Source organism: Caldisericum sp. (assembly GCA_022759145.1).
In the GTDB taxonomy this organism is placed as follows: Bacteria; Caldisericota; Caldisericia; order Caldisericales; family Caldisericaceae; genus Caldisericum.
Genome location: JAEMPV010000059.1, coordinates 1 through 18593, shown reverse-complemented (window position 1 = coordinate 18593; position 18593 = coordinate 1). Strand labels below are relative to the sequence as shown.

General features: G+C 35.8%; 19 protein-coding genes. 12 read left to right on the top strand and 7 right to left on the bottom strand.

Annotated elements, in window-relative coordinates:
- Positions 1–218: 218 nt before the first annotated feature.
- The 4 genes from JHC30_03935 to JHC30_03920 are packed head-to-tail and all read left to right on the top strand — an operon-like array spanning position 219 to position 5481.
- Positions 219–584, top strand: a complete 366-nt coding sequence (locus tag JHC30_03935; GenBank protein ID MCI4463304.1) for a response regulator — start codon at positions 219–221, stop codon at positions 582–584.
- Position 585: 1 nt separating this feature from the next.
- Positions 586–1677: a HEAT repeat domain-containing protein gene (locus JHC30_03930; protein ID MCI4463303.1), complete on the top strand. Its 1092-nt coding sequence runs from the start codon at positions 586–588 to the stop codon at positions 1675–1677.
- Positions 1670–3073 carry a glycosyltransferase family 2 protein gene (locus JHC30_03925; protein MCI4463302.1) on the top strand — a complete coding sequence of 468 codons (1404 nt, stop codon included), beginning with the start codon at positions 1670–1672 and terminating at the stop codon, positions 3071–3073. Before JHC30_03930 ends, JHC30_03925 begins: the two co-directional genes overlap by 8 nt.
- A complete protein-coding gene (locus JHC30_03920) occupies positions 3070–5481 on the top strand; it encodes a tetratricopeptide repeat protein (protein MCI4463301.1) in 2412 nt (803 codons plus the stop codon). Before JHC30_03925 ends, JHC30_03920 begins: the two co-directional genes overlap by 4 nt.
- On the opposite strand, the gene ispE is transcribed toward JHC30_03920, so the two are convergent.
- From ispE to JHC30_03890, 6 genes are all read right to left on the bottom strand, one after another.
- Positions 5478–6317: a 4-(cytidine 5'-diphospho)-2-C-methyl-D-erythritol kinase gene (gene ispE / locus JHC30_03915; protein MCI4463300.1), complete on the bottom strand. Its 840-nt coding sequence runs from the start codon at positions 6315–6317 to the stop codon at positions 5478–5480. The genes JHC30_03920 and ispE overlap by 4 nt on opposite strands.
- A 128-nt stretch (positions 6318–6445) precedes the next feature.
- Complete coding sequence (locus JHC30_03910; GenBank protein MCI4463299.1) at positions 6446–7204, bottom strand: competence/damage-inducible protein A; 759 nt, start codon at positions 7202–7204, stop codon at positions 6446–6448.
- Positions 7201–8691 carry a hypothetical protein gene (locus JHC30_03905; GenBank protein ID MCI4463298.1) on the bottom strand — a complete coding sequence of 497 codons (1491 nt, stop codon included), beginning with the start codon at positions 8689–8691 and terminating at the stop codon, positions 7201–7203. Before JHC30_03905 ends, JHC30_03910 begins: the two co-directional genes overlap by 4 nt.
- Positions 8679–10088, bottom strand: a complete 1410-nt coding sequence (locus tag JHC30_03900) for an amidohydrolase family protein (protein ID MCI4463297.1) — start codon at positions 10086–10088, stop codon at positions 8679–8681. The genes JHC30_03905 and JHC30_03900 overlap by 13 nt, the downstream gene beginning before the upstream one ends.
- Entirely contained in the window at positions 10085–11332 is a 1248-nt protein-coding gene (locus tag JHC30_03895; protein MCI4463296.1) for a GerMN domain-containing protein, read from the bottom strand. Before JHC30_03895 ends, JHC30_03900 begins: the two co-directional genes overlap by 4 nt.
- Positions 11332–11946 carry a glycerol-3-phosphate acyltransferase gene (locus tag JHC30_03890; protein MCI4463295.1) on the bottom strand — a complete coding sequence of 205 codons (615 nt, stop codon included), beginning with the start codon at positions 11944–11946 and terminating at the stop codon, positions 11332–11334. Before JHC30_03890 ends, JHC30_03895 begins: the two co-directional genes overlap by 1 nt.
- A 35-nt stretch (positions 11947–11981) precedes the next feature.
- Here JHC30_03890 and JHC30_03885 point away from each other — a divergent pair, with 35 nt between their 5' ends.
- The 6 genes from JHC30_03885 to JHC30_03860 all read left to right on the top strand — a co-directional run bounded on the left by JHC30_03885 (position 11982) and on the right by JHC30_03860 (position 16117).
- Positions 11982–12506, top strand: coding sequence for a sigma-70 family RNA polymerase sigma factor (locus JHC30_03885; protein ID MCI4463294.1), 525 nt, complete (start codon positions 11982–11984; stop codon positions 12504–12506).
- Between the two features lie 41 nt (positions 12507–12547).
- Entirely contained in the window at positions 12548–13147 is a 600-nt protein-coding gene (locus tag JHC30_03880) for a hypothetical protein (GenBank protein MCI4463293.1), read from the top strand.
- Between the two features lie 131 nt (positions 13148–13278).
- Positions 13279–14031 (top strand): basic amino acid ABC transporter substrate-binding protein, encoded by a 753-nt coding sequence (locus JHC30_03875; GenBank protein ID MCI4463292.1) that lies wholly within the window; start codon positions 13279–13281, stop codon positions 14029–14031.
- A 9-nt stretch (positions 14032–14040) separates the two neighbouring features.
- The gene (locus JHC30_03870) at positions 14041–14700 is read left to right on the top strand and encodes an amino acid ABC transporter permease (GenBank protein ID MCI4463291.1); all 660 of its coding nucleotides are present in this window, start codon (positions 14041–14043) and stop codon (positions 14698–14700) included.
- Complete coding sequence (locus JHC30_03865) at positions 14697–15437, top strand: amino acid ABC transporter ATP-binding protein (GenBank protein MCI4463290.1); 741 nt, start codon at positions 14697–14699, stop codon at positions 15435–15437. Before JHC30_03870 ends, JHC30_03865 begins: the two co-directional genes overlap by 4 nt.
- Positions 15434–16117 (top strand): amino acid ABC transporter permease, encoded by a 684-nt coding sequence (locus JHC30_03860; GenBank protein MCI4463289.1) that lies wholly within the window; start codon positions 15434–15436, stop codon positions 16115–16117. The genes JHC30_03865 and JHC30_03860 overlap by 4 nt, the downstream gene beginning before the upstream one ends.
- On the opposite strand, the gene JHC30_03855 is transcribed toward JHC30_03860, so the two are convergent.
- Positions 16114–17121 carry a D-alanine--D-alanine ligase gene (locus JHC30_03855; GenBank protein ID MCI4463288.1) on the bottom strand — a complete coding sequence of 336 codons (1008 nt, stop codon included), beginning with the start codon at positions 17119–17121 and terminating at the stop codon, positions 16114–16116. The two genes, JHC30_03860 and JHC30_03855, sit on opposite strands and share 4 nt — an antisense overlap.
- A 460-nt stretch (positions 17122–17581) precedes the next feature.
- Between JHC30_03855 and JHC30_03850 the strand changes: the two genes are divergently transcribed.
- Positions 17582–18130: a L,D-transpeptidase gene (locus JHC30_03850; GenBank protein ID MCI4463287.1), complete on the top strand. Its 549-nt coding sequence runs from the start codon at positions 17582–17584 to the stop codon at positions 18128–18130.
- 10 nt (positions 18131–18140) lie between these two features.
- Positions 18141–18593, top strand: a 453-nt coding sequence (locus JHC30_03845; GenBank protein ID MCI4463286.1) for a gamma carbonic anhydrase family protein, incomplete at its 3' end; no start/stop codon positions are given.

The window sequence follows — 18593 nt, the reverse complement described above, 5'->3', positions numbered from 1 at the left end:
TGAGTGAAAAATCAATTTACAAGAAGTTTGATGTCAAAAAATACATAGAAAAAGTTGAGAAATTGTAGTATAAATATTTTGAAGTTGATTTCATAACTAAATTGAGATTTTGGTTATCAATTTTAAATTCGTACAATTTTGTCAATTTCTAAAATTCTAAAGGATGTGTTAAGATATTTAATGAATTTAAATAAACTTCATTGTTATTGAGGTGCGTAATGAAGAGAGTGGTTGTGGTAGAAGACGACGACTTACTTGCCAATGTGCTAAAAATAGCGCTTGCTGGGAAGGGTTTTGAAGTGGAGACCTGTAGAGACGGGCTATGTGGTATAGAAAAGGTAAAATCATTTTTACCTCATATTGTTATCCTGGATGTAAACTTGCCTGTTCTTTCTGGATTTGAAGTGTTGAAAAAGATAAAATCGGACAAGGCAACAAGCAATATCCCTGTTATTCTTCTCACTGGACTTTCTCAGGATGTAAATTTAAAAAGAGGATTTGCATTAGGAGCAGATGATTATTTGAGAAAACCTTTTAGTATGGAAGAATTGCTCATTAGAATTGATAGGCTAATTGGTGATTGAAATGTATCCTGTATTTTTAACATCTCATTATTTCAGGAGTTTTATAATTTTTACCCTTTTCTTACTTTTACTATTAGATAGCGTTCTCTCTTTATATGTTGTGATAGATAAAATTTTGACTGAAAGAAGAGAAAAGAAGAGACGATATTTAAGAGAAAAATTTACCGAAATTATAGCAAGCAAGATGTTTGATGATGAACTTTTGTTTGAAATTCCTAAAGATAGGTTTTCTTATGAGGTTGTAGGTGATTTGTTATTGGATACGCTAAGAAATTTAAGAGGTGATTTTGCAAATAAGGTTCAGGATTTGCTAAGAAAGAACGGATATGTTGAATATTTTTCTAAGATGCTTAAGTCAAGACGGTTTTACATAAGAGGCAAATATGCAGAAAAGCTTGGGTTCACCCGTGTAAGTGAAGCACGGCAACCACTTGTTGAACTTCTTAAAGTTGAGAAGCACCCATATGTTATAAAGAAGGCGGTTTTTGCTTTGTCTTTTGTACTTGAAATTGATGACTTAGACTTTATGTATGAAAAAATATCTAAAGTTAAGGATCTTGGTTTTAAGTATTTGGAGCAAGTTTTTGTAAATGCTATAAGGAGAATTAGAGAATTTCAAAATTCTGAAAAGGGAATGAGGTTTCTCTCTTTGTATGCCAAATTGCTTGATAGTTTAGGCAGAAGAGCATTGTTTGAAGCACTTGGTTTAGAAAAGGTTTATGAATCAGTGCCCCTCATTGCAAGTTATGCGAATTCCGATGATCCTTTAATGTGTATCTCCGTTGCAAGGGCGCTTGGAAGGATGGGAGGAGAGGTAAGTTGCAACATCCTGAAGCAATATTTAAAGGATATGGAGGATTGGCGTGTGAGGGCAGTTGCTGCAAACTTTGCAGGCATTTGTGATATTAGCATAGTCCCCATACTTTACTCTCTCCTTTTTGATCCAGAACCAACTGTAGCAATGAATGCAGCGCAAACTCTTTTGCAGTTTGGAAGAGTTGGAATTGAATTTTTAGAAAAAGCAAAAAGGAATGGCATCGGTCTTGCAAGTGAAATTGCAAGATATGCGTTGGAGGGAGCTAATCTTGGGTAGCGTTTTACACTTTTTTCTCTTTACTTTCCAGTATTTCGTATTTTTCTACTTCATCTTTGTAAATTCATTTTACACATTAAGTTTACTAATGTCTTTTAGGTTCCTTTTTATAAGGTCAAGGAGCATTGTTGATGAAGAGTATGAAGTAATGCTTCAAAGCGAAATGTACAGACCTATTTCTATCATTGTCCCGTGCTATAATGAGGAAAAAGTAATCGTGTCAAATCTAAAGTCACTCCTTACTCTTCATTATCCAGAATTCGAAATCATAGTTGTAAATGATGGTTCAACTGATAATACAATGCAGGTATTGATTGATAACTTTTCCCTGAAGAAAGTTTCAAGACCTTATCAAGAATTTATCCATACTAAAAATGTGAAAGGTGTTTATATTTCTCTGGATTATCCTAATCTTGTGGTGGTAGATAAAGAAAACGGAGGAAAATTTGACGCAGTAAATGCGGGAATAAATATTTCTAAATATCCCATATTCTGTTCAATTGATTCTGATTCTCTTCTGGAAGAAAAGTCTCTATTAAGGATATCAGAGGTTTTTTTAGAGGACAAAGAAGTTGTAGCAGCAGGAGGAATTGTAAGAGTATTGAATGGATGTAAGGTAAGAGAAGGGCGTGTTATAGAAGTACATGCTCCTACCAAAGCAGTTGAGGTTTTCCAGACAATTGAGTATACCCGTGCTTTTCTTATTGGAAGAACAACTTTAGGGAACTTAAAAGCACTTCTTCTTATCTCGGGTGCCTTTGGAATATTCAGAAAAGACCTTGCAATAAGGATAAACGGATATAGAAAAACTGTAGGTGAGGATATGGATTTTACTGTAAGACTACACCGCTACTGTATTGAGAATAAAATTCCGTTTAAAATAATTTTCATACCGGACCCAGTCTGCTGGACACAGGTACCGGATAGTTGGCGTTCCCTTATAAGGCAGAGAGACCGGTGGAGAAGAGGGCTTATTGATGTACTTTTATATAATTTCAGGATGTCATTTAATCCACGCTATAAGACTGTAGGTATGGTTGGCTTCCCGTATTTTATTCTTGTGGAATTTTTAGGACCTATTATAGAATTCATAGGATATGTTCTTATTCCAGTTCTATTGATTTTTAAACTCTTAAATACTCAGTTTGCTATTATCTTTTTCTTTGTTGCAATTCTATGGGGTATTTTTATTACAATAGGCAGTATCCTAATGGATAATCTCCTCTTCGTTAGGTATGAGTCTTTGAAGGATGTTTTTAAATTGATATTATTTGCTTTCTTTGAATTCGTTTTTTATAAAGAACTTCTTGCATTTGTTGCGTTTTTTGCTACATTTAGATTTAGAGCAAGAAAGTGGGGACATATTCCAAGAAAGAAAATGGAGAAAACTTTATGAGTAATGATACTGGGGTTCTTAAAGAGTTGGTGCAGATCCTCAAGAAAGATTTTTTTGAAAATTCTCTTTTGTTTGATATTGCTAATTTTATTCAAAATATTTTCGAAGGTAGCAATGTCATTGCAGTAGAAATTGACGATGTTAACAATCAGGCTTCTTTATACAATTCAAAAAATCCAGAATTAATTTCCCTGGAAGAACTTGATAAAAAGTTAAAAGGACTAAAATTGACCAATTTCTCAAAGAGTGGCGAGCCAGGGTATATAAAAAATGGAGATAAGGTATTAATAAGGCTTGGAAAATTTGATAAAGATTATTTTGTGATATTAAGTGGCGCAAAAGACAATGCAATGAACGAGGATTTGATTCTTACTATTCTACAACTATTAAGTTTTGTACTTTACTTAAGATCTTTAATATTCGGCCAGAAAGAAGCACTTGAAACTAATGTAGAGGAACAGGTAAAGTTAAGAAATTACTACAGAGTCCTTTTCCATGATTTAAAAACTCCTCTTTCAACCGTATCTCTGGTTTATGAACTTTTGAAAGAAAGGCTTCAGGATAATACTGATTTAATTTACCTTATCGAACAGGGGCAGTCTGCTAACAGGGAAATTATTGACACAATTGAAAAGTTCTTGGACCTTGAGAAGGTAAGCGAAAGACTCCAAATCGAAACAAAGAAAGAAGATATAAGTAAAATAATAGGTGAAATTCTTAAAAAAGTTACGCCTCTTTATATTAAAAAGAATATACACTTAGAAACGACTGGTTTAGATAAGCCCTGTATTGCAGAAATTGATCCGTTCTGGATTGAAAAAGCTTTGAAAAATATTATTGAAAATGCCTTTAAGTACAATGTAGAGAATGGGTCTGTTTTCATAGAATTGAGTTGCGCACCAAACTCTGTTGTTATAAAAGTTAGGGATACAGGTATAGGAATTCCAAAAGAAGATTTTAAAAATATCTTTGAAGAGTTTTATAGAGGAAGAAATGCTTTTATGCAACCAGGCTATGGGATTGGTCTTGCTGTTGCAAAGAGGATTATTGACGCACACGGAGGCACCATTGATATTGAAAGCGAAAAGAGTAGCGGAACAACCTTTATCATCACTATTCCAAGAGTTATATTAGCAAATAGAGGCTTTAATACAATGAAAAAGTTTTTACTTTTTGTCTTGCCAATATTAGTTATTTTTGGAAGCCTTGCTTACTTCCCAATTCTACCACAAAAGGTCTCTACTAAAAGGAATGAAGTTTTAACTGTTCTAACTCTTCAAGATGGGACAACTATAAAGTTATTAAACAATGCTTCATTTGATATAAAGAAGGTTAGCAAAAATCTATTTGGCAACAAGGGTATTATTTCTATTAGCCTAAATAAAGGGGATGCTTCTGTTTCTTCAAAGAACACAAAAGTGAGCGTTTCAACAAACTATGGCACATTCGTAGATGTTGGAACAGAATTTGATGTAGTTTCTGAAAAAGATTATTCTAACACTTCTGTATTTGATGGGAAAGTATCACTTAATAAGGTTATTAGCGAAAAAGGTTACGGTATATATGTAGATAAACATGGTTATAAAGTGCTGCAATTGCTCCACCCTGTTTACAACTTTACTTTCTTAAATGTAACCGATGGAAGTTTGCAATTCAATTGGGAGGAAATAAAAGAAGCAAGAGAATACGAAGTTATGATTGCAAAAGATCCGGAAATGACTGATATATTGAAAGTTGTGAAGACTAAACAAAACAAACTCAATATGACTCTTGAACGAGATGGATACTACTATGTAAGGATACAGGCAATTGATAATTACGGGCTTAAGGGAATACCTCTTTATGCAAAGATAGAAAATAAATTCCACTTATTGAAAGGCATAAAAGAAAGAGATTCGGGCAATTACTCTTCTGCTATGAGTGAATTCAATATATCTTTAAAGGATTACGGGTTCGATAATCCTGATGTTCTATCAGAAATTGCCTGGACTTATTATCTACAGGGTAATTATGAAAAAGCGGTTTCAATTTATGAAAACATTTTGAAGGTAAGTGAAAGACACGAGGATAAAGTCCGTCTTGCCCTTTCTTATTACCATCTTGGCGATTTTAGGGATGCAGAAGTTTTGCTTATATCTGTCTTGAAAGAGAATCCTAATAATGCTGATGCACTATGGTCTTATGCAAATGTGTTATTTGCAGAAGGTGATTTAAAGAGAGCAGAGGAACTCTGTAGAAAAACTCTGTCAATTGATGAAAAGTATCCGCTTGCAAATTACCTTTTAGGAGAAATTCTTTTGAGGAAGGGCAAGATTACAGATGCAAAAGCATATTTAGAGAAAGAGCTAAGATATTATCCTGATTGTAAGGAAGCGCGTGAACTCCTTAAGAGTATAAATATGCCTTAAATTGACTTTACAAGGTCAGTCCTGAATTTAAACTTGTCCAGGATATTTTTTACTTTTTCTGCTTCTTTCTTCGTGTCAAAAACCGCAAAAACGGTTGAGCCTGAACCTGTAAGATGGAATGTTACCTCAGCAATTGTTTCCACAACACTTTTGAATTCCCTGAACTTGTCAGATTTTTCTAAAAGCATTTTTTCAAAATCGTTATAGCAAAGTTTATCAATTGTTTTTGCATCATAATTTCCGCTACTTATAACTTCTACAAGTGTCTTTGTCTTGCTTCCATCTGAGTATTTCCCATATTCGTGGTAAAGCCTGTACATTTCTTTTGTGCTAAAGTGAAATCGTGGATGTACCAGTACAAAATACATTTCTTTAAGATTTGGTATTTCAATTATGATATCTCCAATGCCCTTTACCCATGCAGTACTTGAGTAAAGAAAGAACGGTACATCAGACCCTACAGCGCTTGCTATCTCATGCAAATCCTTCACGGAAAGTATATTTTTGTAAATGGAGTTTAAAAGTAAGAGTGCTACTGCACCATCAGCACTTCCACCACCAAGCCCGCTTCCCATAGGGATATGCTTTTCAACATATATTTCAAAATTTTCTTTAACATTTGTCTTTTTCTTGAATAGTTCAAGTGCTTTATGAACAGTTGATGTTACATTTCTTATTGATTCAGAAAAAATAATGCTATCGTCTTTACTTAGCTTTACCGAAACGACATCAAAGAGGTCTATTTTCTGGAATACAGATTCTATGGTGTGATAGTCTCCTTTTTCACCTGTAATTTCAAGTGTTAAGTTAATTTTTGCGTATGCTTTGCTTTCCATACCCCAATATTATAAAAAAGTTTGCAAATTTCTGAAATTTTACTAAAATTATCTTACCCTGGCTACAACCTCAAACACTCTTCCTTTAGTGGAAGAGAGTACCCCAAATACCTCTTTTGAGGTGGGGGTTACGAGGTGTGGCTGGGGCTTTTTTCTTCAAAGTATATTTGTGCCTCTTTCAATTCACTTTCAAAATACTTTTTTGCTTCCTTAAGTTTAATCTCGTTTCCGTAAAGTATTATTTTGAGCTTTTCACCTTGTTCAATAGGCGGATATGATGCAGTTCTTATTCCAAATTTTTTCTCAAGGTCTCTTAAGGTTTTAATGAGGTTTGCTTCTTTTTCGTTAACTTCGTATTCTATTTTGGACTCTTGTAAATCTTTTTTAAACTCATTTGCTATTATTTTAACCATCGCCTCAAATTCCTTAGGAACTCCTGGCAAGATGTAGAATGTTGTATTATCAATTTTTATCTTTTCACCAGCAGCAACCCCCACAGGGTTTTCAATTGGGGTGCTACCTGAAAGTCCTATTGCAAGTTCATCAATAAAGTTATTGTATTGGAACGCCGAAACCCTTTCAATATTTTTCTTTGCAACCTCTTTCTTCTCTGGATTTCTTATAAGTTCAATGCTGAAAGCAACCGAAAATGCTTTAAGCGTTATATCATCTGGTGTAAGCCCCAATCCCCCCGAGGTAATAACTACATCTGCGAGGTCTTTTACGCACTGTAAAGTTTTTTTGAGTTCTTCAAGGTTATCTCTTACAAATATTACAGTGCTAATCTTATTAGTTTTCCCTAAGATATTCTGAGCAATTCTAAAATTTTTATCTTCCCTTAGCCCGTCTAAAATTTCGTCACCTATTATTACAAGTGCTATTCTCATCTCATATTTACAAGATATCCGTTTTCAAGCATCCACTCGAATATCTTTGAAATCTTTGCATAAGTTCGCTCTTCGCCTATGTCTTTATAGCCGATCTCAACAAGTGTGTTATCTTCAATAAGGAAAAGATATTGAATGACTATATTTCCTCCAAATGGGGCATCCCTATTTTTATCTATGTAAAGATTAAGTATGTCGAAATGTGGAATTCTATTTGGGTCTATACGTCCTTCTTTCGAAGCGTTGTATATTTTTTCGTAGAGGACATTTGTGTCTTTAAAGTCCTTTGTCAATACCATTGCAACATCGGCATCGTATTCAATATCTCCTCCACCTGTGCAATTGAACATAGTAGGACGATTCTTACTATCTTCTGTATCAAGTTTTGCACCTTCCTTATCGAATGATGAAATTGCAAAAATTGGTGCGTTTAACTCCGTTGAGAGGTTTGCTATTGCACCTGAAACCTCATCAACCTGTTGTGCAAGGTCTTGATAAAGTATGTTTGTTGGTACCTTCTGAAGATAATCTATAAAAATGGCAACCTTGTCCGTATTGTGCTCTTGCATTACCGATAATGCGTGGCTTCTTATCTTATTAATTGTGTCTTCTCTTCTTCCCTCAATTAGATAAAGATTATTCATAAACTGCTCGACTTTTGCGTATCCATAGTTAAATCTCTCTGATAACTCTGGGTCATCAAGAATCTTTTCCGTTTCAAGAAGATAAGGTGGGATTAATGTTTCCTGGGAAAGCACTCTTAGAAATAGCACTCTTTCTGTTTGTTCATACGAGTAGTATAGGACTGGAATTTTTTCATTCAAAGCGATATTTGTTGCCAATTTAAGCATGAGGTTTGTCTTTCCTCTACGAGGAGCACCAGCAAGTGCATAGTAAAAGCCTCTTCGTGCTCCTGATAGGCTCTCATTAAGGCAACTAAATGGTTCAATCGAATACCCAAGAATTGGGTTAACATCCCCTGTCCTTGATTCAAGTTCTGCAGTAAATCGGATAAGTTGACTTCTTAAGGGAAGAATTTTTCTTTTTGTCTTTCCAGTAATTACTTCTCTCATTTCGCTTATAATATTTCCTGTGAATTCAACAAGGTCTTCTTTTTTTGCTTTTGATTCAATGTATGCTTCTATTTTTCTTGCGATATTAAGGAGCGTTTTTTCTCCTGCTCTTCGTTTTAGCGTTTCGATGTATGTAAATAGCCCTTCTAGGTTAAGAGGTTCTTCCTTCTGTATGGTCGATATTAATTCGTTCATTTTGGTTGTTAAGAAGCCGTCTTCCCGAAGCGATTCTTTTAATAATTCAATATCTATTTGAGTTGCATTTTTTGAATATTTTGAAACAATATAGTCGAAAAGCGTTCTTGCCTCGGGCATTTCAAATAAGCCTTTTTCAAGTCCCTCTGCAAGCCCCCTTGTTAAAAGGTACTTATCCTTAATAACTGTTGCAAGCACTTTTGTTTCTATTTCATCCATACGATTTCCCCTCCCTTAACTGTTGCAACTATTTCATTATCCAATAAATTATCTACCAAAATTTCATTTTTCAAAATTGCAAAATCTGCAAGATAATTCCTCCTTATAATTCCTCTATCAGGCACATAGTTATAGATTCCTGCGTATTCTGTATACGCCTTTAATGCAACGGCAAGTGGAAGACTTTCCTCCTTAAAAATAGGGTGATTTACGGAGGATTCAAGTCCTTTCAAAACTGATGCATCTTCAACAGGTGCATCAGACCCAAAGATTACAAATCCCTTTTCTTTATAAACCGTGTTAAAAGCGTAAGCATATTTAAATCTATTCATATACTTCTTGTATAACTCTACATCTCCCTTTGCGTGTATTGGCTGCATCGATGGTATAAAAGGCGTTTCTCTTAGCAATGGGATATCCTGCGGATCAATAAATTGAAGGTGCTCAATTCGGTTTAGTTTTGTAAGGTATCTAAACTTATTAAAAGCACCAAGGGCAATATGGACTGCTTCGCTTCCAATTGCATGTGCTGCAACAGATATGCCGTTTTCATTTGCCCTTTTTACAACATCTTGAAGAGCGCTTTCTTCCATAACAAGCAATCCTTTGAAAGGCATATCATTAATCATCTTTGCGGTTTGGGAACCAAGCGATCCGTCGAGAAACACCTTCAGCGCTCCGTATGTGAAATTTTCATCTCCAACACCCGTTTTTATTCCCTCTTTTATTGCTTCCTCAAGGTAATCTTTATGAATGCCTTGAACTACCCTAATTCTTCTATTCCTGAGGTAATCCTTCATATAAAAATCGAAATTTGTTACGGTCACAATGCCTCTTGATAAAAAGTAATCTTCAACTTTTTTAAGGACACTTTCATCGATTTTAATTTCCTTTATTTCCTTAACATAGTTTATTGCATTGTCCTTGAAGATACCTACAAACTCCGTGCCCAGAAAACCGAGGCTATCTTTGTCAATGTTTTCATAGTTTATTGAGGCGCTTTTAAGGAACTTTTTTGATACGAATACAGAATGCTCATCCTTACTTTGCATAAAAATTTTCCTATCGAGGTTAAAAAGGTGCTTGAATTGTTCAATAGTGATTTTGTTGAAATTCACATTGAATATGAAGGAAGTTTCGTTTTTGTTTACTTCTTTTAAAATATCATCAAAATCAAAATGTTCCCCGTTTATATGTGCTAAGGCATTTGCAATTTCTCCAATATGTGCGTGTGATTCAATAAAAGCGGGGTAAATAAATCCATCAATAGACTGTTTAACGCCTTCTTTAATTTCATTATTAGGAAGTATGTCCTTTATTCGTCCACCTTCGACTACAATTCCGTGATCTTTAAGCAGCCTATCTTCAACATACACGCCTTTTGCGATTATGTTCATCTTTTTAAAATAAATGCCTCCTCTCCTATAGTTAAATCAAGAGTATTTACATTTGGCAACTCCATTGCAGTCAAAAAAACCTGGTTTTTAATGTAATCAATTTCCTCTGCACTCAAAACTTTCCTTGATGTAATTATAACTTTAAGCGTGTAATTGTTCAGGTCGATTTTTGAGATATCAACATCCGTTAAGTATGTCTTAAGAGAGTTAGTTTCCTTTTTAAGTGCATCAAATGCTTTTGTTAATTCAATCGTCTTTACAGGCATTGGAACCGGAACATAAGTAGCATTCCCGTTTACATCGAGCACATAATAGGGGACTATAAAGGATGTATCCCCAGTTTTGTTAAATCGAAGGATGGGAAGCGAAACATCAACTGCACCAAAAAGGGTATCTACGCTATTGCCATCAACTAAAAATGACACTTTATTAATATCTCTTATTTCAGTAAGGGAGTTTACAAGAGAAAGAACAAAAAGATTTGCAATTGAACTTCCAAGCGATAGTTCATTAATTTTGCTTGACAGGTTCACAACTGCAAGCCCTCCAGATTTTAATTCGATGCCTTTTATATATTCAGGCTTTAGCAAACTCACAAGCCCTATATTCGAGCCGTAGGAGAGTTCACTAAGTATTTTCATTGCAAGTATTTCTGGTCTTGGAGAGTCCAAAATCTCTCTTTTTTCAACTGCAAGGTAATTCAAATTGGGTGTAAGGAAATATAGATATACATCCCTGAACTTTGGCAATGTTGAAGTAAGATTTGTAAGCGCCTCATTTATATTCACATACCTCAGGAATACATCGCTTTCCTTTGAATCGACGAGGATTTTTAAAGTTTTTACCCCGTTTATAGACTTGAGTGAATTTGCAAGGCTCAAAAATGCGATATATTCTTCCTTTTCACTTTTCTTTACTCCATTTGTTAAAATGTTTACGGTAAGAGTTCCATCGGAAAACTTTGCATAATCAAGGGTTAATTCTTTTGGGATAGTCGGAAAGTATGATGATACCTGCGGTGATTTAAGTGTTTCAAATACTTTTCTTGCAACGCTTTCAACAGAGCCAGTATAGTTTTGCTTTACAGGGACAAGTTCTCTCGGAATTGGGTCGTAAAAATACAAGTTCACCGAGATAGTTTCCCCCTCTTTAGATCGAATGTATATTATCCCGCTTAAAATACCCAGGACAAAGATAATCAAAACAAGCAAACTTACTAATTTTCCGTGATCTTTTTTCTTCATTACGAACTCCTTTTCATACTTATGACTCTATCAAATTCCCTTTTAAAATTTAGAAACCCGAAAAATTCGACCAAAACTGTGAAAATTATATTTACTATGAGCAATTTAAAGTCCTTCGTAAAGACAAATAGTAAAATAGGATACACAGGATAAAGGAAAAATAGGCTTACCACTTGCGACTTACTTACTAAGATGAGTATGAGGTATATTATGAGGATTGGAATGAATACATAAAACCCATCTAATTTTAGGTAAGAAAATAGCACTGTAAGATGCACACCTAAGGTAGTTGCAGCGCCTCTCCCACCCTTAAAATTAAGGAATATCGGAAACACATGTCCCAAAACTGCAAACAATCCAGAAAGGGCACCTATGTAGTAGGGAAGTTTAAATCCATAAATTGCAATTATAACCGCAAGGCTTCCTTTTAATACATCGATGAATAATACTATAAGCCCTTCAACTTTGCCAACATGGTGGAAGACATTCCCCGTACCCATATTTTTTGTGCCAATTTCTCTTATGTCCTGCCCTGTTTTTAACTTTGTTATGATGTAAGCGGCAGGAAAAGAGCCAAGCAAGTATCCAATTAAAAAACTAAACAGAATTTTCATATTTTCATTATAATACAATTGGTAAGGATTAAATAATGGAGGAGAAAGAATTAATAGAGCGCCTGAAAAAAGGAGACCGAAACGCAAAGGAAATACTTGTAAGGACAACGCAAGATTTCTTGTTTAACTCAGTCCTTCAGGTTTGCCACGACCGAGCACTTGCTGAGGATGTTGTTTTGGATGCCTACCTTTATGCCTTTAAATACATTAAAAACTTTAAAGGTGAATCCTCAATAAAAACATGGCTTTACAGAATTGCAAGAAATACTTTATACAAGCACTTAAACAGGATACAAAATGTTGAATATAGGGATGACGTAAGCAAATTGAAGGATGAGAAAGCATCTTTTCTTGAAAGCGACACAAAAGAATTGCTATACGAGGCTTTAGAGAAACTTGATATTGATGAAAGGGAGATTATAACATTAGTCGATGTTGAGGGACTTTCTTACGAAGAAGTTTCTGAAATTTTAGGTGTGCCTCTGGGAACGGTTAAGTCGAGACTTGCAAGAGTAAGAGACAAGTTGCGGGCTATTTTAAAAGATATGGGATATTTTTAAAAATATGGAACTTTTTTATAATTTTGAGTATCTAATTAGCGATGAAAGAGAAAATTAACGAATACCTGGATAACAGGGTAAAAAAAGAAGAAGTTGAAGACATCCTCAAGGACAAGGAATACGCTTCCTATTATGAAGACCTCAAGAAAATGAAAGAAGGCTTGAGGGAATTAAGAGTAGAGACACCCGATTTTGTAAGTAAATTGGGGCTTGTTGAAAGGAAGCAAACCTTCTTTAGATACTCATTTGCCTTTGCAGCGGTTTTAATTATTGTTTTTGGCGTTGTATTTTCAAGGAACCTGATATTGACGAAACAACTTGCACACAATCAAACAACGGTAACAAGGGAGTTTAAAGGTCCGCAATACCTGATGACTAATCAGATACCTCAAATTAAAGTTAAGATTAGCGGAGAATCCAAAGATGCTCTTATAGAGAAATTAAAACATATTGCAAACCTCAAGGAAGTAGATGAAGTAAACTCTGTGTATGTATTCGAAATCGAGGGTAGCAAAGTTAACGACTTCATAAACACCATAAAGACTTTTAGTGGCGCAGATATTCTCGAAGACACCCTGAGCAACGCTAATATAGATTCAAATGCTTCATATGAAGTAAAAGTTATCTTAGAAACAAAGTAGGCTTCTTGTAATTATCAAATACACGAACAAAAAAGTCGATAATTTTTAATTTTTCTTTATTTGTCCTACAATATATTGACTGAGATGGGGTTTTGTATAAAATACTCTAAAAAACAGGAGGTAAGGAAAAAATGAAGAAAGTATTAGCGTTATTTTTAGTGCTTTTGCTTTTAGTACCGCTCTTTTCTGGCTGTGCAAAAAAGGAGAGTGTGCTACGGGTTGGGACTTCTGCTGACTATCCACCTTTTGAGTATGTTGATGAGAAGACAAAGGAATTTGTTGGTTTTGACCTTGACCTTATGAGGCTTTTGGGAAAGAAGATGGGTTACGATAAAGTAGAGATTGTAAATATGGACTTTGATACTATCATCCCATCGCTTCAGGCTGACAAAATTGATGTAGGAGCCGCATGCATAACAATTACAGATGAAAGGCTTCAACAGGCAGATGCAGTGCCCTATCTTTCAACAGGACAGGTAATGATTGTAAAGAAAGATTCCACTTTTGAGCCAAAGACATTCGAGGACTTAAGCGGACACAAAATTGGAGTTCAGAAAGGGACTACAGGTGAAGAGGCGATTGACAAGGCAATTGCTGATGGCAAAATTAAGAATGCAAATGTAATGAGATATACTTCAGCTGTCCTTGCAATAACAGACCTGCAAAACGGCAATGTTGATGTCGTTGTAACTGATGCACCTGTTGCAACCTACTACACTCAAAAGCAGGAATTCAAGGTAACAGGCGAACTTACAAAAGAGGAAGCAGGGCTTTTCGTAAAGAAAGGGAACACAGAACTCAAATCAAAACTCGAAAAAGCCCTTTCAGAGGTTAAAGGGACACAGGATTGGACAGACCTTATAAACAAATACTTTGGCGGGTAATTTTGCAGGATGATTTTTGATATAAGCGTTTTAAACCTTTCGAACATACTTTATGTGTTGAAGGGGATATTCTGGACAATTTTCCTTACATTCGTAAGTATTGGTTTGGGATTGGTTTTGGGAAGCATCCTTGCATTTGGGGAGGTATATTTGCCTCCCCCGTTTTCTTATTTCTTTAGAGCTGTTGGTGAAATTTTAAGAGGGATTCCTTTAATGCTTCTATTCCTTCTTCTTTATTTTGGATTTAACCTTGGTATGGCACTGTCTGCAATTTTAGGGCTTGGGCTTAGAAGTGCTTCTTACCAGGGGCAGATATTCAGGAGTTCCCTTGAAGCAATAAGCGCAGGGCAATTACATGCAGGGCTATCTTTAGGGATGACAAAGTTTCAGGTCTTTAAGGAGATTTTAGTTCCGCAAGCTATAAGAATAATGATTCCTGGCTGGACAAACGAGTTTATAACAGTCCTAAAGGACACTTCAATTGCCTTTGTGCTTGGTGTAATGGATATAATGACGAGAGCAGACTTTATTGCCCGTTCTGTTGGAAGGTATCTTGAAATCTACATTTTTATAGCGCTTGTTTACTTTGTCCTCGTGAAAATTTCGATGAGCAGCCTTAACAACTTATATGAGAGAATTCGAATTCCAGGTTTAGGAGAAAAAAGATGAAAGAAGTTTTAAGAGTTGAGAATTTGAAAAAGTCCTATCACAAAAACGAGGTTTTGAAAGGCGTAAGTTTTTCCATAAACGAAGGAGAGACAAAAGTAATTATTGGTCCAAGCGGTGGCGGAAAAAGCACACTTCTATACTGCATTAACTATCTTCAAAAGCCGGATTCTGGGGAAATCTATCTCGACTCTGAACTTATAACTCCAAAAAATATATACGAAGCAAGAAAGAAAATAGGATTTGTCTTTCAGTATTTCAATTTATTTATGCACCTTACTGCACTTGACAATGTGATGATAGGTCTTACAAAGGTGAAAAAGCTTCCCAAAGATGAGGCACTGAAAATAGCAAAGGATTCCCTTCTTCTTGTTGGCATAAAAGAGGACCTGTGGAGCCACTATCCAGCGCAACTTTCAGGAGGACAACAGCAGAGGGTTGCTATAGCGAGAGCTATTGCAATGAACCCAAGGATTATCCTTTTTGACGAACCGACATCTGCACTCGATGTTGAACTCATAGGAGAAGTCTTACAGGCGATGAAGACACTTGCAGACAAAGGGATGACCATGCTCATAGTGACTCACGAATTGGAATTTGCAAGGAATGTTGCACATGAGATTATGTTCCTTGAATCCGGAGTAATCGTTGAGAAAGGGACACCTAAAGAGATTATCGAAAACCCAAAGTCTGAAAGATTGAGAAAATTCTTAAGCAAGATCGCAAGGGGAGAAGAATGAGTAATTTTACGCTTATTTTGGTTAAGTACAAAGACTTCTGGATTATGGGTCTTAAATACACGATGTGGATAACTGTTGCATCAATTCTTATAGGGATTGTGCTTGGACTTCTTTTTGCAGTGATGCGTATTTATGGAAATAGATTCTTAAAGGCAGTTGCAGTTGCCTACATTGACATCATAAGAGGCACACCTATGATAGTGCAGTTGTTTATACTTTATTATGGGCTTTCTTCTACTGGTCTTGTAAAACTAACACCGATGCAAGCTGCAATAATTGGAATGGGTCTTAATAGTGGTGCATATCAAGCAGAGTATTTTAGAACTGCTTTTCTTGCAATACCAACAGGGCAAACTGAAGCAGCGCTCTCATTAGGAATGACACGCTTTCAACTTATTTTTGATATCCTTCTTCCACAGGTAGTACGCATTGTTCTTCCATCGTGGACAAATGAACTTATAGCGCTTACTCAATATTCAAGCCTTGCAATGGTTTTAACCGTTATGGAACTTACTGCTGTTTCGAAATATGTTGGAAGCAAAACCTTCCTTTATATCCAAGCGTTTTCGGTTGCAGGTCTCATATATCTTATTGTTTCGGTTGTCCTAACACGTCTTATGGTATATTTTGAAAATAGACTTTCTATTCCTGGTGTCTCTGCACAGAAATTGAGAATTTAATAGTTTACCCTTTCGTTTTTCTTTATACGCTCTAAGGCATAATCGAGAATATCTTTTATGAGGTCTCTATAATCTTTTCCGAGCATGCGGTACATTCTGGGGAAGTCTGAATGTTCTTTTTCAAGCCCAACAATTGCATTTACTTCAATAAAATATGGCGTAAAGTTCTTGTCAACTCTCACATCAAAGCGTGCAATATCACGAAGTTGTAAAATTTCAAAAGCCTTGATAGCCATTTCTTGAATTTTCAGGTTTACTTCTTCAGTAAATCTTGCAGGCAAGTAATAATTTGCTTTTTCTGAATAGTTTGTCTTAAAAGTGAAAGTTTGAATGCCATTTGTAGCGTTAAATTCACGCTTGTTTAAAGGAGAAAAGTCAATTTCCATTGGAGGAAGTGCCTTTGGTGGAAAGTTTCCCATAACGCCTACAGTCACTTCTGTTCCATCAATAAACTCTTCAATCATAATGGGACGGTTGACAAGTCTTTCTTTTAGTTTTAACACTACTTTATCAACCTCGTCCTTTGAGTAGCAAATTGATTTTGACTTAATTCCAATGCTTGCGCCTTCGAATACGGGCTTTACGATAACAGGAAATTTATCAATAGGTGCAATTTCGTCTTTAACGGAGTTTATAACCTGATATAGTTTTGGCACATTTATGCCCACACTTTGAAGGATGAGTTTTGTAAAGACTTTATTGACTGCAACAAGCGTTCCTTGAACGCCCGAGCCTGTGTATGGAATTTTTAGTTCGTCAAGCAAAGCAGGCACAAAGGATTCTCCAAAGACCCCGTATCTTCCTTCTGCCATATTAAAGACGATTTGAGGTTTGTCGATTTTAAGCAGGTAGAAAAGTGTTTCTGAGTCGGCTTCGTAAAGTTTGACCCTGTGTCCCAGAGATTCGAGTGCTAATTTAACATCCTCGATTGTTTGAGGGCTGTCAAATACAGAGTCCCTTTCAGAAAATGTCTTTCTCAGGTTAAAAGTTATCCCAATTTTCATTTTAACGCTGTGATTTTACAAAAATTTTATTAAAAATCAAGATACCCTTGTTGTCTATTTTGCATTACCGAAACATAAACTGAAGAGAAGTCATGTTTTGTTCCACTTAACTTTTTCAAAGTCGTCCCTCGCTTTGCTCTGCATGACCCCAACGCCGTCACCCCGAGCCGTCTTTGCGAGGGGTCTCCTCCGTTCCCTCTGTCACCCCGAACGCAGTGAGGAGTCTCCAATTCAATTGAGGGGGTTGGACATCACCCCCTCAAAACTCCCCCGAGAAAATATAAACGGAGGAGATTTCTCACTTCGTTCGGAATGACACAAAAAAAGAAAGACGGCTCGTCAGCATGACAAAGAAAATGTTTGTAGCTTTTTAAGGGATTTATTGACATTTACGATTAATTACCGTAGACATTCGAAATTAACCCTGCTTTACTAAGTAATTTTATGGTATAATTTTACTATGAAAAAAATAATTGTTGTATTCTTGGTAATGACTTTGTTATCGCTTTCTTACGTTGTAAAAGCAGTAGATACGGGCACTTATAAAATTGTTGTTGATAAGTCATATAAACTTCTATTTCTTTATGAAGGTGGTAAAATTTCAAAAGTCTTCCCTGTTTGTGTAGGTGAACATACGCCCGACAAGGAAACCCCCGCAGGCCTATATAAAATTATTAATAAGTCATTCGATCCTGTTTGGTATTTTGAGGGAAAAGTTTACCAACCTTATAAAATAGACAAGAATAATGGTCTTGGGATGGTATGGATGGGCTGGAATCTTCCTTCTTATGGGCTTCACGGAACAAATGAGCCATTTTCAATTGGCTTTGCAAATTCTCATGGCTGTGTGAGGATGGAAAACAAGGATGCACTCTTTATAGCAAAGACAATCCCCCTTGGAACAGAAATTGAAGTGCGTGAGGGCAATCAATCAACTAACCTTGCAACTCACCTTGAGGCAATAAATGTCCTTTATGCAACAAATACTGTATTAAACGGGACAAAATAAGGAGGGCTGTATGATTGTCGAATTTGAAGGCAAGAAACCAAAAATTTCAGAGGGTGCTTTTATATTTGAAACGGCTATCATCATTGGCGATGTCGAAGTTGAAGAAGGCGTAAGTATATGGTATGGTGCAGTTTTAAGAGGCGACATCGGTAAAATTATCGTAAAGAGAAATTCAAATATACAGGATAATGCAGTCTTGCATGTTGACGAAAATGGTCTTTGCATAATTGGTGAGAATGTCACAGTTGGACACAACGCAATCATCCACTCTGCAAATATTGGAGACAATACGCTTATTGGAATGGGTGCAACGATTCTTTCAAATGCAAAAATAGGGAAAAACTGTATTATTGGTGCGCAGGCACTTGTGCTTGAGAATGCAACCTTTGAAGATAATTCGCTTATAGTAGGAGTCCCTGCAAAGGCTGTAAGAAAAGTTTCCAAGGAAGAAGAGGCGCATCTT